The sequence below is a fragment of the Roseateles sp. genome, assembly GCF_036404855.1.
In the GTDB taxonomy this organism is placed as follows: Bacteria; Pseudomonadota; Gammaproteobacteria; order Burkholderiales; family Burkholderiaceae_C; genus Pelomonas.
Genome location: NZ_DASWYS010000050.1, coordinates 24682 through 38253, shown reverse-complemented (window position 1 = coordinate 38253; position 13572 = coordinate 24682). Strand labels below are relative to the sequence as shown.

Annotated in this window: 13 protein-coding genes; 10 read left to right on the top strand and 3 right to left on the bottom strand. The window is 66.0% G+C overall.

Going from position 1 to position 13572, the window contains the following annotated elements; translation table 11 throughout:
• The 10 genes from VGF12_RS03300 to VGF12_RS03255 all read left to right on the top strand — a co-directional run bounded on the left by VGF12_RS03300 (position 1) and on the right by VGF12_RS03255 (position 7789).
• Positions 1–855 carry a TonB family protein gene (locus VGF12_RS03300; RefSeq protein WP_331174621.1) on the top strand — a complete coding sequence of 285 codons (855 nt, stop codon included), beginning with the start codon at positions 1–3 and terminating at the stop codon, positions 853–855.
• Positions 852–1679, top strand: coding sequence for a shikimate dehydrogenase (gene aroE, locus VGF12_RS03295; RefSeq protein WP_331174620.1), 828 nt, complete (start codon positions 852–854; stop codon positions 1677–1679). Before VGF12_RS03300 ends, aroE begins: the two co-directional genes overlap by 4 nt.
• On the top strand, positions 1676–2392 hold the full coding sequence (gene mtgA / locus VGF12_RS03290) for a monofunctional biosynthetic peptidoglycan transglycosylase (protein ID WP_331174619.1): 717 nt from the start codon (positions 1676–1678) through the stop codon (positions 2390–2392). The genes aroE and mtgA overlap by 4 nt, the downstream gene beginning before the upstream one ends.
• Positions 2389–2985, top strand: a complete 597-nt coding sequence (locus tag VGF12_RS03285) for a hypothetical protein (RefSeq protein WP_331174618.1) — start codon at positions 2389–2391, stop codon at positions 2983–2985. Before mtgA ends, VGF12_RS03285 begins: the two co-directional genes overlap by 4 nt.
• Positions 2982–3503, top strand: coding sequence for a TlpA disulfide reductase family protein (locus tag VGF12_RS03280; RefSeq protein ID WP_331174617.1), 522 nt, complete (start codon positions 2982–2984; stop codon positions 3501–3503). The genes VGF12_RS03285 and VGF12_RS03280 overlap by 4 nt, the downstream gene beginning before the upstream one ends.
• 106 nt (positions 3504–3609) lie before the next feature.
• Positions 3610–4056: a type II 3-dehydroquinate dehydratase gene (gene aroQ, locus VGF12_RS03275; protein WP_331174616.1), complete on the top strand. Its 447-nt coding sequence runs from the start codon at positions 3610–3612 to the stop codon at positions 4054–4056.
• Between the two features lie 60 nt (positions 4057–4116).
• Positions 4117–4584, top strand: a complete 468-nt coding sequence (accB, locus tag VGF12_RS03270; protein WP_331174615.1) for an acetyl-CoA carboxylase biotin carboxyl carrier protein — start codon at positions 4117–4119, stop codon at positions 4582–4584.
• Positions 4585–4593: 9 nt separating this feature from the next.
• A complete protein-coding gene (accC, locus tag VGF12_RS03265; RefSeq protein ID WP_331174614.1) occupies positions 4594–5943 on the top strand; it encodes an acetyl-CoA carboxylase biotin carboxylase subunit in 1350 nt (449 codons plus the stop codon).
• An 8-nt stretch (positions 5944–5951) separates the two neighbouring features.
• Positions 5952–6839, top strand: a complete 888-nt coding sequence (gene prmA, locus VGF12_RS03260; RefSeq protein WP_331174671.1) for a 50S ribosomal protein L11 methyltransferase — start codon at positions 5952–5954, stop codon at positions 6837–6839.
• Complete coding sequence (locus VGF12_RS03255; protein ID WP_331174613.1) at positions 6836–7789, top strand: zinc-ribbon and DUF3426 domain-containing protein; 954 nt, start codon at positions 6836–6838, stop codon at positions 7787–7789. The genes prmA and VGF12_RS03255 overlap by 4 nt, the downstream gene beginning before the upstream one ends.
• 401 nt (positions 7790–8190) lie before the next feature.
• Here VGF12_RS03255 and VGF12_RS03250 read toward each other — a convergent pair whose 3' ends face one another.
• The 3 genes from VGF12_RS03250 to VGF12_RS03240 form a co-directional block, all read right to left on the bottom strand.
• Positions 8191–8715 (bottom strand): histone, encoded by a 525-nt coding sequence (locus VGF12_RS03250; RefSeq protein ID WP_331174612.1) that lies wholly within the window; start codon positions 8713–8715, stop codon positions 8191–8193.
• Between the two features lie 209 nt (positions 8716–8924).
• The gene (locus tag VGF12_RS03245; RefSeq protein ID WP_331174611.1) at positions 8925–10097 is read right to left on the bottom strand and encodes a ribonucleotide-diphosphate reductase subunit beta; all 1173 of its coding nucleotides are present in this window, start codon (positions 10095–10097) and stop codon (positions 8925–8927) included.
• Between the two features lie 157 nt (positions 10098–10254).
• A complete protein-coding gene (locus tag VGF12_RS03240; RefSeq protein WP_331174610.1) occupies positions 10255–13173 on the bottom strand; it encodes a ribonucleoside-diphosphate reductase subunit alpha in 2919 nt (972 codons plus the stop codon).
• Positions 13174–13572 lie beyond the last annotated feature (399 nt).

The window sequence follows — 13572 nt, the reverse complement described above, 5'->3', positions numbered from 1 at the left end:
ATGCGCCGGCCGAGCACGCTGCAGATCGCGCTCGCGTTTTCGCTCGGCGTCCACGGGGCGCTGCTGAGCCTGCGCATCGCCGCTCCCGAGGCCTTCAACCGCATCTTCCAGGACACGCCGCTGGAGGTCATCCTCGTCAACACGCGCTCCAACGAGGCACCGACCAAGGCGGCCGCCCTGGCCCAGGCCAGCCTCGCCGGCGGCGGCAGCGTCGAGACCGGCCGCGCCACGTCGCCACTGCCGCCTGCACGCCACAACGAGATGGGTGACTCGGCAGAGGCGCAGAGTTCGCAGATCGCCCAGCTGCAGCGCCAGCAGCAGCTGCTGCTGACGCAGGTGAGGCGCGAACTGGCCTTGCTGCCCCCTCCTGACCCCAGACGCGAGAAGAGCGACGCCGCCGAGCGCGCCCTGGCCGAGAAGCGCCGCCAGCTGGTTGATCTGCTCGCCGAGATCGAGAAGCGCGTCAACGCGGAGAACGCCCGGCCGAAGAAGCGCTACGTCAGCCCGGCCACGCGCGAGGTCGTCTACGCCCAGTACTACGATGGCCTGCGGCGCCGCATCGAGGAGCGCGGCACGCGCGACTTTCCCGAGTCACGCGGCAAGAAGCTCTACGGCGAGCTGACGATGAACATCCACATCGACCACAAGGGCCGAGTCATCGAGACCGAGATCGTGGCCTCCAGCGGCAATGCGACGCTGGACCGCCGCGCCATCGCCATCGTGCAGGCCGCCTCGCCCTTCGGCAATTTCAGCGCCGAGATGCTGCGCGGCGCCGAGGTGCTGGTCATCACCTCGCGCTTCAAGTTCACCCGCGACGAAGGGCTGGAAGCAACCTTGACCGGACAGAACCCATGACCGATAGATATGCGGTGGTCGGCAACCCCGTCGCGCACAGCCGCTCCCCGGCCATCCACGCGATGTTTGCCGCGCAGACCGGGCAGTGGCTGACGTACGAACGCCTGCTGGCGCCGCTGGACGGCTTCGTCCCCACGCTGCGCGCCTTCGCGGCCTCCGGCGCCAAGGGTTGCAACATCACCGTGCCCTTCAAGTTCGACGCCTTCGCGATGGCCGCCAGGCGCACCGAGCGCGCACAGCTTGGCGGCGCCGTCAACACACTGCGCTTCGACGCCGATGGCTGGGTGGGTGACAACACCGACGGCGCCGGGCTCGTCAACGATCTCCAGCGCAACGCGGGCCGCCCGCTGGCGGGCCTGCAGTTGCTGCTCGTCGGTGCCGGTGGCGCTGCGGCCGGCGTGCTGGGCAGCCTGATCGCCGCGGGCCCGGCGAACATCTGCATCGTCAACCGCACGCCGGACAAAGCCCAGGCGCTGGTCGCCAGCCATGCCCACCTGGGCGTGCCGCTGACTGCAACGACGCTGGCCGACGCACCCGCCGCGCAGGACGTCGTCGTCAACGCGACCAGCACCAGCCTGGCGGGAGCCGACTCGCCCGTGGATTCCCGCGTGCTCAAACCGGGCGCCCTCGCGCTGGACATGATGTACGGCCCCAAGGCGCAGGGCTTCCTGAACTGGGCGGCCGCCCACGGCGCCGAGCCGCGCGACGGCCTGGGAATGCTGGTCGAGCAGGCGGCCGAGGCCTTCTATTTCTGGCGCGGCGTGCGCCCAGACACGGCGCCGGTGCTGGCTGCCATCCGGTCCGAACTCGGGGCCACGCCATGATTCGCCACCTCGGCCGACTGCTGGCCGTGATGCTGCTGGCCGTGCTGTGCCTGCAGGTCTGGTTTGCTGGCCGCATTGCACTGATGCGTTTCGTTGCGCCGCAGTCAACCAGCTTCCAGCGCAGCGAGGCCCTTCGCCTGCTCGGTGAGAAGCACCAGGTCGCCTGGGCCCAGCAATGGGTGGATGACGCCCAGTTGCCGGCGACGCTCAAGCGCGCAGTCATCGCCAGCGAGGACGACTCCTTCGCCGAGCATGGCGGTGTCGACTGGGACGCCCTGAAGGGCGCATGGAAGAAGAACGAAAAGGCGCAGGCCCGCGCCGAGGCGCGGGGCAGGACCTCTGCCAAGGTCATCGGTGGCTCGACAATCACGCAGCAACTCGCCAAGAACCTGTTCCTCTCCGGTGAGCGCACCCTGCTGCGCAAGAGCCAGGAGCTGGTCTTGACGCTGATGCTCGAAGGCCTGCTCGACAAGCGCCGCATCCTCGAGATCTACCTGAACAACGTCGAATGGGGCGAAGGCCTGTTCGGCGCCCAGGCCGCGGCGCGCCACTATTTCCACGTCGACGCGGCCCGCCTCGGCGCCTTCGAGGCCGCGCGTCTGGCCGTGATGCTGCCCGCGCCCAAGCGCTTCGAGCGCCAACCGACATCGCCCTACGTGATGGGCCGCGCCAGCATCATCACCGGCCGCATGAATAGCGCCCAGTTGCCATGAGCGACGGCACCGATATCACTGCCGAGATCGCCGCAATGGCGGCCCGCCTCATCGTCGACGAGGGCATGGACTGGGGCCCCGCCAAACAGCGCGCCGCCCGCGATCTGGGGGCGCCGCGCGCCGCCCTGCCCGGCAACGATGAGGTGGAGGGCGCCGTGCGCGAGCACATTGCCATCTTCCACGGCGACACCCAGCCGGCGGAGCTGCGCGCGCTGCGCGAGCTGGCCGCGCAGTGGATGGCGCGCCTGGCCGAGTTCCGCCCCCACCTTGCTGGCGCCGTCTGGCGCGGCACTGCCACGCGCCTGTCCAATGTCCATCTGCAGCTCTACTGCGATGACAGCAAGGCCGCCGAGATCGAGCTGCTCAATCGCGGACTGAGCTTCGACGTCGCCGAGGCCACGGCCAGCCGAGGCCGGCCGGTGGATATGCTCATCCTGGATGCGCCCTGCCCCGCCCTAGGCGAGCGGGTGACGCTGTGCCTGACCATCCTGGACTTCGACGACCTGCGCGGAGCCCTCAAACCCGATTCACGCGGCCAGACCGAGCGCGGCGACCTGGCCGCCCTGCAGACTTTGCTGGACACCTCCGAATGAGCCTCATCAACCGCCGTCTCCTCCTGACCGGCGCCGGTCTCGGCGCCGCCGCCCTCGGCGCGGGCTTCGCCTGGCACCGATTCCACCCGCCGGAGGCGTCCGCCGCCGCGCAGGCCTTCTGGGCGCGACGCTTTCCCAGCCTGGACGGCACCGACGTAGACGTCACCCGCTGGCGCGGCCGGCCGCTGCTCGTCAACTTCTGGGCGACTTGGTGTCCGCCCTGCGTGAAGGAGCTGCCGGAGATCAATCAGTTCTACAACGAGGCCAAAAGCAAGGGCTGGCAGGTGCTGGGCCTGGCGGTGGACCAAGCCGAGCCGGTCAAGGCCTTTCTGCAGAAGTCGCCACTGGATTTCGCGATCGCCTTGGCCGGCCCGGAAGGTCTGGGGCTGGTGCGCGAACTGGGCAATCCGGCCGGCGGCCTGCCCTTTTCAGTCGCCTTCGACGAGACGGGTGAGATCCGTTGGCGCCGTTTGGGGGTCAGTCACCTCGCAGATCTGAGGCTACTGACTGAAAACTGAGAATTTCCCTATCCGGCGGGAAATCGGCGCCAAAACGCGTAAAGTTCGCCCTTCCTCAATTTAGTGGCGGCTCTCTAGACCTCAGGGCAGACGAGCCGCTACGTGTTTGATGCAAGTTCTCGTCCTGCATGGCCCCAACCTCAACCTGCTCGGCACCCGCGAGCCCGAGGTCTACGGCGCGCAGACACTCACGCAGATCGACGCCGAACTCGGCGCGATCGCAACGAATGCCGGCGCCAAGCTGAGCAGCTTCCAAAGCAACCACGAAGGGGCTCTGGTCGACCGCATCCAGGCTGCGCGCACCGACGGCACGCGTTTCATCATCATCAACCCGGCTGCCTACACGCATACCAGCGTCGCCATCCGCGACGCGCTGGCGGCGGTGGCGCTGCCCTTCATCGAAGTTCATTTGTCCAACATCCACCGCCGCGAGGCTTTCCGCCATCACAGCTACGTGAGCGAGCTGGCGGTAGGTGTGATCTGCGGCCTCGGCGCGAACGGCTACCGCCTCGCGCTGCGCCACGCCCTCGAATCGTTGGAAGCCGGCGCCTGACACTGCGTTCGCGCCGCTTTTTTCTTTCCCCCCACAACAACAACACAGCCTGGAGCCACGATGGACCTGCGCAAGCTCAAAACCCTCATCGACCTCGTCTCGGAATCCAATATCTCTGAACTGGAAATCACCGAGGCCGACGGCAAGGTCCGCATCGTCAAGTCCGACCCGGCCGCCATCGCCGTGCAGCCGGTCTATGCCACGGCACCGGCCACGCCGGTCGTCACCGCTGCCGCGCCCGTCGCCGCACCGATGGCCGCCGCTGCGCCTTCAGCCGCCGCACCGGTCGAGACCGGCCACATCGTCAAGTCGCCCATGGTCGGCACCTTCTATCGCGCCTCCAGCCCCAACGCCAAGCCCTTCGCCGACATTGGGCAGCAGGTCAAGGAAGGCGAAGCCATCTGCATCATCGAGGCGATGAAGATCATGAACGAGATCGAGGCCGACAAGAGCGGCACGATCACCAAGATCCTGTGCGAGAACGGCCAGGCGGTCGAGTTCGGTCAGCCGCTGTTCGTGATTGAGTAAGGACTTCTGATGTTCAAGAAGGTTCTTATCGCCAACCGCGGCGAGATCGCGTTGCGTATCCAGCGCGCCTGTCGCGAGCTCGGCATCAAGTCTGTCGTCGTCTATTCCGAGGCTGACCGCGACGCCAAGTACGTGCGCCTCGCCGACGAGGCGGTCTGCATCGGCCCCGCGCCTTCGGCCCAGAGCTACCTCAGCATGCCGGCCATCATCGCCACGGCGGAGGTGACCGACGCCGAGGCCATCCACCCCGGGTACGGCTTCCTCAGCGAGAACGCCGACTTCGCCGAGCGCGTAGAGCGCAGCGGCTTCACCTTCATCGGCCCGACGCCCGAGTCCATTCGCATGATGGGCGACAAGGTCTCGGCCAAGCAGGCCATGATCCGGGCCGGCGTGCCCTGCGTGCCCGGATCCGAGGGCGCCCTGCCCGAGGACCCGAAGGAAATCATCAAGATCGCCCGCTCGGTGGGTTACCCGGTCATCATCAAGGCCGCCGGCGGTGGCGGTGGCCGCGGCATGCGGGTGGTGCACACCGAGGCGGCCCTGGTGCATGCCGTGCAAACGACGCGCGCCGAAGCAGGTGCGGCCTTCGGCAACCCCGAGGTCTACATGGAGAAGTTCCTGGAGAACCCACGCCACGTGGAGATCCAGGTCCTCGCCGACACCTTCAAGAACGCCGTGTGGCTGGGTGAGCGAGACTGCTCCATGCAGCGCCGCCACCAGAAGATCATCGAGGAAGCGCCGGCTCCCGGCATCCCCCGCCGCACCATCGAGAAGGTGGGCGACCGCTGCGCCGCTGCCTGCAAGAAGATGGGCTATCGCGGCGCTGGCACCTTCGAGTTCCTGTACGAGAACGGTGAGTTCTACTTCATCGAGATGAACACCCGCGTGCAGGTGGAGCATCCGGTCACGGAGCTGGTTACCGGCATCGACATCGTGCAGCAGCAGATCAAGATCGCCGCCGGCGAGAAGCTGCCGTTCACGCAGCGCCAGATCGAGCTCAAGGGCCACTCCATCGAGTGCCGCATCAACGCGGAGGACCCGGTCAAGTTCACACCCTCGCCCGGCCGCATCACGATGTGGCACGCCCCCGGTGGTCCCGGCGTGCGCGTGGACTCGCACGCCTACACAAACTACTTCGTGCCGCCCAACTACGACTCCATGATCGGCAAGATCATCGTCCACGGCGACACGCGTGAGCAGGCTCTGGCCCGCATGCGCATCGCGCTGAGCGAGACAGTGGTGGAGGGCATTCAGACCAACATCCCGCTGCATCGCGAGCTGATGGCCGACGCCAAGTTCATCGAAGGTGGCACCTCCATCCACTACCTCGAAGGCTGGATGGCCGCCCACAAACGCTGATGAGCAACCTGTTTGAGCTTGCCCTCGTCTGCCGCGAGGCGGACGTCGAGATCGTCAGCGATGCGCTGATGGAGATCGACGCCCTGGCGGTGTCGGTGGAGGATGCCGACGCAGACACCGACGCCGAGCAGGCCTTGTTCGGCGAGCCCGGCATGCCGGCGCCCAAGGCTGGATGGGAGCGCTCGGTCGTCAAGGCGCTCTTCCCCACCGAACCCGAGGCAACCGAAGCCGCGACGCTGATCCTCGCCCAGGACTGGGCGGCCGACGTGCATGTCCAGGCCATCCAGGCTGTGCCTGAGCAGGACTGGGTGCGCCTGACGCAAAGCCAGTTCGCGCCGGTCGAGATCACGCCGGAATTCTGGATCGTGCCGAGTTGGCATCAAGCACCGCCACAGGCTCAGCGCGTCATGCGGCTGGACCCGGGCTTGGCGTTCGGCACGGGCACGCATCCAACAACTCGGATGTGCCTGCGCTGGATTGCGACGCATGCGCAGCGATGGCCTCGCGTGCTCGACTACGGCTGCGGTTCCGGCATCCTCGCCATCGGCGCGGCATTGCACGGCGCGCACGACATCGACGCGGTGGACATCGACCCGGCGGCCATCAATTCCTCACGCGACAACGCGACGGCCAACGGCGTCACGCTGAATCCGGGCCTGCCCGAGCTGGCCCGGGGCGAGTACCCGCTGGTCATCGCCAACATCCTGGCCACTCCGCTGAAGCTGCTCGCACCGCTGCTCTGCGCCCACGTCGCGCCGGGTGGTGACCTGATCCTCGCCGGCATTCTCAGCCGCCAGGCCGACGAACTGAAGGCCGCCTATGCGCCGTGGCTGAAGCTCGACGTCAGCGACGAAGAAGATGGCTGGATCCTGATGACAGCCCGACGTCACACATGAGCCTCGCGACGCGCTGCACCGCCTGCGGAACGATCTTCAGGATCGTCGAGGACCAGCTGCGCGTCTCCGACGGCTGGGTGCGCTGCGGTCGATGCGCCGAGATCTTTGACGCCCGAGAGCTCTTGTTCGACATCGAGCGCGACGCGCCCCCGCCCTGGCCCACCCAGTTCACGCAGGCCGCGGAACCTGAGCCTTCGCCGCCACCTCCTCCGGCCCCGGCCCCGGCCTTCGAGCCGCAGCAGCCCTGGATGCCGCCACCCGAGCCCGAGCCGCACCCGGAGGCCTTGCCCACGGGCTGGCCTTCGCCGGATATCGCCCGGCACGAACCACGCTGGGTCGACGAGGATCATGCCGCGGCGCAGATGCCGCCCGTCCACACGCCCGAACCCACGCCCAGCATGGCGGCCGAACCCGCACTCGCGGCGACTGCGGCGCCTGTCATGCCGGAGTTCATGCGCCGGGCCGAGAGCAGCGCACGCTGGAACCGGCCCGGTGTCCGCCTGGCCTTGGCAGGCCTGTCGCTGCTGCTGGTCGTTCTGCTGGCCCTGCAGGTCGCGCTGCACTTCCGCCACGCCCTCGCCGCGCTGCATCCACCGTTGCGCGAGCCGCTCAATGCCCTGTGCGGGATTGCGGGTTGTGAGATCAAGCCCTGGAAACGCATCGAAGCCCTGAGCATCGACGCCACCTCGCTGAATCCCATCGGCAGCGGCGGCTACAAGCTCAATCTGGCGCTGCGCAACAAGACCGGCGTGGATGTCGCGGCCCCTTCCATCGAGCTGAGCCTGACCGACGCCAACGGTGCCCCGCTCGCACGCCGCGTCATGGGCCCTGAAGCCATGAGCCCGGCGCTCACGCAGATCAACGCCGAGTCAGAGCAGGCTCTAAGCCTCGTCTTCAGCACCGGCGGCCAACGTGTCAGCGGCTACAGCGTCAACATCTTCTACCCCTGAGGCGCCGCGAGCTCGCGCGGTCGGCTCACGTCTTCCAGGCTTGGCGAACGCTGCCCAGAGCCGACCCGAGCTGCGACGTGTGCGTGGCTCGTTGCCCTGAGCGCTTGGATCACGAGAGCTTCGCGGTTCATGACCGCCCTGGTCGGCATCGCTTCCATCCGGTGCTTGCTCATCGCCTCGTTGCCTCTTTCACGCTCGCTCTGCGTGCCCGGTCATACGCGCATGCGATGGCGCTGCGCTTCGTTCGTCGTGACGCGCTGAGGAGGACTTGCACCTACCAGAGTAGGCAGATGTCGGACGCGCCACGAAAAAAACCCGGCACCGAGAGACTCGGGCCGGGTTGGCTGATTTGACGGGCCGGGCGGTCAACCGCCCGGTCAGTGTGTCAGCTGATCGCCTGATTAGGGCTTGTTGCCGGTCGGGAAGGGCCAAGCAGCTTGCGGGCTCAGCGCCGTCTTGGCAGCCGGAGCAGCAGCAGCGGGCTTGGCAGCAGCGGCAGGCTTGGCGGCAGCGGCGGGCTTAGCAGCAGCCTTCTTGGGCGCAGCAGCCTTCTTGGCAGCAGGCTTTTTCGCAGCAGGCTTGGCAGCGGCCTTCTTGGGTGCAGCGGCCTTCTTAGCGGCAGGCTTGGCAGCAGCCTTCTTGGGCGCAGCAGCCTTCTTGGCCGGAGCGGCCTTCTTGGCGGGTGCAGCCTTCTTGGCCGGGGTGGCCTTCTTGGCGGGCGCAGCCTTCTTGGCCGGAGTGGCCTTCTTGGCGGGCGCAGCCTTCTTCGCCGGAGCGGCCTTCTTCGCCGGAGTGGCCTTCTTTGCCGGAGCCGCCTTCTTGGCCGGAGCGGCCTTCTTCGCGGGTGCAGCCTTCTTGGCCGGCGTGGCCTTCTTGGCGGCGGCCTTCTTCGGTGCGGCCTTAGCCGGGGTCTTTGCAGTTGCCATGGTTTTCTCCTTGATCAAGTGGAAAAGTCACCGTCCCACACGGACCGGTCCGCGTGGATACGGCTATTCACCGTCCGAGAGTCGCTCAGGAGGAACGCCTCGGTACGGTGAATGGGATCGCCATGCAGCCCCGCCACGTCTTGCGTGTTGATGCGGGTTTCGCTCGGTGACTGCATTGGCCAGGTCTTGATCTTGTTAAGGCTGGGAGATCAATCCCAGCTCAGGGCCCCGCCCGATTGATACTCGATGACGCGGGTCTCGAAGAAGTTGCGTTCCTTCTTCAAGTCGATCATCTCGCTCATCCACGGGAAGGGGTTTTCTTCGTTGGGGAACAGCGCTTCGAGGCCGATCTGCACCGCGCGACGATTCGCAATGAAGCGCAGGTAGCCCTTGAACATCGAGGCGTTGAGACCCAGCACGCCACGCGGCATGGTGTCCTCGGCGTAGCGGTACTCCAGCTCGACGGCCTTCAGGAACAACGCCTTGATCTCGGCCTTGAACTCAGCCGTCCACAGGTGCGGGTTCTCAAGCTTGATCTGGTTGATGAGGTCGATACCGAAGTTGCAGTGCATCGACTCGTCGCGAAGGATGTACTGATACTGCTCGGCGGCGCCGGTCATCTTGTTCTGGCGACCCATCGCGAGGATCTGCGTGAAGCCGACGTAGAAGAACAGGCCTTCCATCAGGCAGGCGAACACGATCAGCGACTTCAGCAGCGTCTGGTCGTTCTCAGGCGTGCCGGTATTGAAGGTCGGATTCATGATCGCGTCGATGAACGGGATCAGGAACTCGTCCTTGTCGCGGATGGATTGGACTTCGTTGTACGCATTGAAGATCTCGCTCTCATCGAGACCCAGCGACTCCACGATGTACTGGTACGCGTGCGTGTGAATGGCTTCTTCAAATGCCTGACGCAACAGGAACTGGCGGCACTCGGGCGCCGTGATGTGGCGATAGGTGCCCAGCACGATGTTGTTGGCAGCCAGCGAGTCGGCCGTGACGAAGAAGCCGAGGTTGCGCTTGATGATGCGGCGCTCGTCTTCGGTCAAGCCGTTGGGGTCCTTCCAGAGCGCGATGTCGCGGCTCATGTTCACTTCCTGCGGCATCCAGTGATTGGCGCAGGTGGCGAGGTACTTCTCCCAGGCCCACTTGTACTTGAACGGCACCAACTGGTTGACGTCGGTCTGGCCGTTGATGATGCGCTTGTCGGCGGCCTTCACGCGACGCGCGGTGGTGGCTTCGCCAGACAGTTGGGGAGCAGGGATCGAGACGCTGGCAGCTTCGCGCGGAGACGCCGATGCGTGCGTCGCCGAAGGCATGGCCGCGAGAGGCTTCGCGGTAGAGGTGTCGGTGGACTTCAGGTCTTCGTCCCAATCCAGCATGGTGTGCTTCCTATCGCTTCGAATTATCGGCAGTGCTGGAGCAAATCAACAAGAACCAGCAACTGCTATTTGCATCATTCGCGCAATCTTTGTTGCGCGAGGACATCGAAAACATGCAGCACGAACTTGTCTATACAAGTTCGTGCCGCTGCTTCGATTACTGGCAGGCCTCGCAACCGGGGTCGTCGATGGCGCAGAACTTCATGTCGGTCGCCGGCAGTTCGGACTCAACGACGGCGACCGGCGAGGCCGGCGCAGCGATCACCGGCGCGGCACCCGAGGACACCGCATTGAGCTGACCCGAGCGTGTGACCGTGCTCTTCTCGGCCTGCGTCGCGCTGATGGTGCGCAGGTAGTAGGTCGTCTTCAGGCCGCGTTGCCACGCCAGCTTGTAGGTTTCGTCCAGCTTCTTGCCCGACGCGCCGGCCATGTAGATGTTCAGGCTCTGCGCCTGGTCAATCCATTTCTGGCGACGTGCACCGGCCTCGATCAGCCACACCGTGTCGACTTCGAACGCCGTGGCGTACAGCGCCTTGATGTCTTCGGGCACGCGGTCGATGCGGCGCAGCGAACCGTCAAAGTGCTTGAGGTCCATGACCATCACGTCGTCCCACAGGCCCAACGCCTTCAAGTCACGCACCAGCGATTCATTGATGACGGTGAACTCGCCGGACAGGTTGGACTTCACCGACAAGTTGCCGAAGCAGGGCTCAATGGACGCGTCCACGCCGATGATGTTGGAGATGGTGGCCGTCGGCGCGATGGCCACGCAGTTGCTGTTGCGCATGCCGAAGGTGGCGATGCGGCCGCGCAGCGCGTCCCAGTCCATCGAGGTCGAGCGGTCCACGTCGACATAGCCGCCGCGGGCGTCAGCCAGCAGGTCCAGCGAGTCGATCGGCAGGATGCCGCGATCCCACAGCGAGCCCTTGTAGCTGCTGTAGCGGCCACGCTCCTCGGCCAGCTCGGTCGACGCCCAGTAGGCGTGATAGCAGACGGCCTCCATCGAACGGTCGGCGAACTCCACGGCAGCCTGCGACGCGTAGGGCGTGCGCAGCGCGTACAGCGCGTCCTGGAAGCCCATGATGCCCAGGCCCACCGGACGGTGGCGCAGGTTGGAGTCGCGGGCCTTCTTGACCGCGTAGTAGTTGATGTCGATGACGTTGTCGAGCATGCGCATGGCCGTGCGCACGGTCTTCTTCAGCTTGGCCTGGTCGATGGCACCGTCCTTCAGATGCTGGGCCAGGTTGACGGAACCAAGGTTGCAGACGGCGATCTCGCTGTCGTTGGTGTTCAGCGTGATCTCAGTGCACAGGTTGGACGAGTGCACGACGCCGACGTGCTGCTGCGGGCTGCGCACGTTGCAGGCGTCCTTGAACGTGATCCAGGGGTGGCCCGTCTCGAACAGCATGGACAGCATCTTGCGCCACAGGTCCTTGGCCGGCATGCGCTTGAAGAGCTTCAGCTCGCCGCGGTCGACCTTGTTCTCGTAGCCGACGTAGGCCTCCTCGAACGCCTTGCCGAATTTGTCGTGCAGGTCCGGGCAGGTGGAAGGGCTGAACAGCGTCCAGTCGCCGCCCTCGATGACGCGACGCATGAACAGGTCGGGAATCCAGTTCGCCGTGTTCATGTCATGGGTGCGGCGGCGGTCGTCGCCGGTGTTCTTGCGCAGGTCCAGGAACTCCTCGATGTCCAGGTGCCAGGTCTCCAGGTACGCGCAGACGGCCCCCTTGCGCTTGCCGCCCTGATTCACGGCCACAGCCGTGTCATTCACGACCTTCAGGAAGGGCACGACGCCCTGGCTCTTGCCGTTGGTACCCTTGATGTGCGAGCCCAGCGCGCGCACCGGTGTCCAGTCATTGCCCAGACCTCCGGCGAACTTGCTCAGCAGCGCGTTCTCCTTCAGGGCCTCGTAGATGCCGTCGAGGTCGTCGCTGACGGTGGTCAAGTAGCAGCTGGACAGCTGCGAGCGGCGAGTGCCGCTGTTGAACAGCGTCGGCGTGCTCGACATGAAGTCGAAGCTCGACAGCACTTCATAGAACTCGATGGCGCGGGCCTCGCGGTCGATCTCGTTCAGCGCCAGGCCCATGGCCACGCGCATGAAGAAGGCCTGGGGCATTTCGATGCGCACTTCCTCCACGTGCAGGAAGTAGCGGTCGTACAGGGTCTGCAGGCCCAGGTAGTCGAACTGCAGGTCGCGATCGGCCTTCAGCGCCGCGCCCAGCTTGGCCAGGTCGTACTGGGCCAACTTCTCGTCAAGCAGCTCGGCCTGGATTCCCTTCTTGATATAGCCGGGGAAGTAGTCGGCATAGCGGGCCTGCATCTCGGCCTGCGTCACCTCGCCACCAATGATCTCGCGGCGAATGGTGTGCAACAGGAGGCGGGCGGTGGCACGGCTGTAACCGGGGTCTTTCTCGATCAGAGTGCGGGCGGCCAGGATGGCGGCCTTGTAGACCTCGTCGATGGCAACGCCGTCGTACAGGTTGCGCTGAGTCTCGGCCAGCACCGGTTCGGGGCGCACGTCGGCGCCGAGGTTCTCACAGGCGGAGGCGATCAGCGACTTCAACGCGCCCAGGTCCAGCGGACGGCGCTCGCCGCCGTCCACCACCATCAGAGACGGCTCGGCGGCGCGGGCGGCTTCCCCCTGGGCGGCACGTTCCTGTGCGCGGCGCTCGCGGTACAGCACGTAGGCACGGGCCACCTCATGGTGGCCGCTGCGCATCAGGCCCAGCTCGACTTGGTCCTGCACATCTTCAATATGGAAGGTGCCACCGCTCGGGCGCGAGCGCAGCAACGCGCGCACGACGTTCTGCGTCAGTTGCTCCACCGTCTCGCGCACGCTGGCCGAGGCTGCGCCGCTGGTGCCGTGGACAGCCAGGAACGCCTTCATCAGGGCGACGGCGATCTTGCTCGGCTCGAACGAGACCACGGCGCCGTTGCGGCGAATGATCTGGTAGGCGTGGTAGGTCGTCAGCGCGGGAGCGCCAGGAGTTTGCGCGTCGGATCCAAACGCGACGGGGGACACCGGAGAGAGCGAGGCGGCGGGGGCGGCCTGACTCGTGGCGGCTTCATGCAGCATAAGGAGATCCTTTATCGAGAAATGACGGGCAAATGCGCGGCAACAACCCGGGGGTGGGCCGGCGCATCGTGCGTTGCTTCAGTGGGGTGTTTCGTCCCTGCCGCTCCATTGCCAGGCCGGCATTCCGGCTGGTGCCTTGGGCGCAATGCCGCCGCGGCCAGGCCACGGCGGACAGCGAATCCAAGGGGATGGTCATGGGATCGACTGGGTCAGCAGGATATCACGAGGGGACACTATATCTATGGCTTCCACCCCTCTCAAGCACTACCCCTAGTGTCAAACCCTGGCCACAATCCGTCGGGAAAAATCGCAAGGCGCCCGCCTTGGCCCGATGAGATCGGGGGTCAAAGTGCGCAACCCGCATCAGCGCTGGGCTGGCGGGCCGCCGCGGGTCGCGAG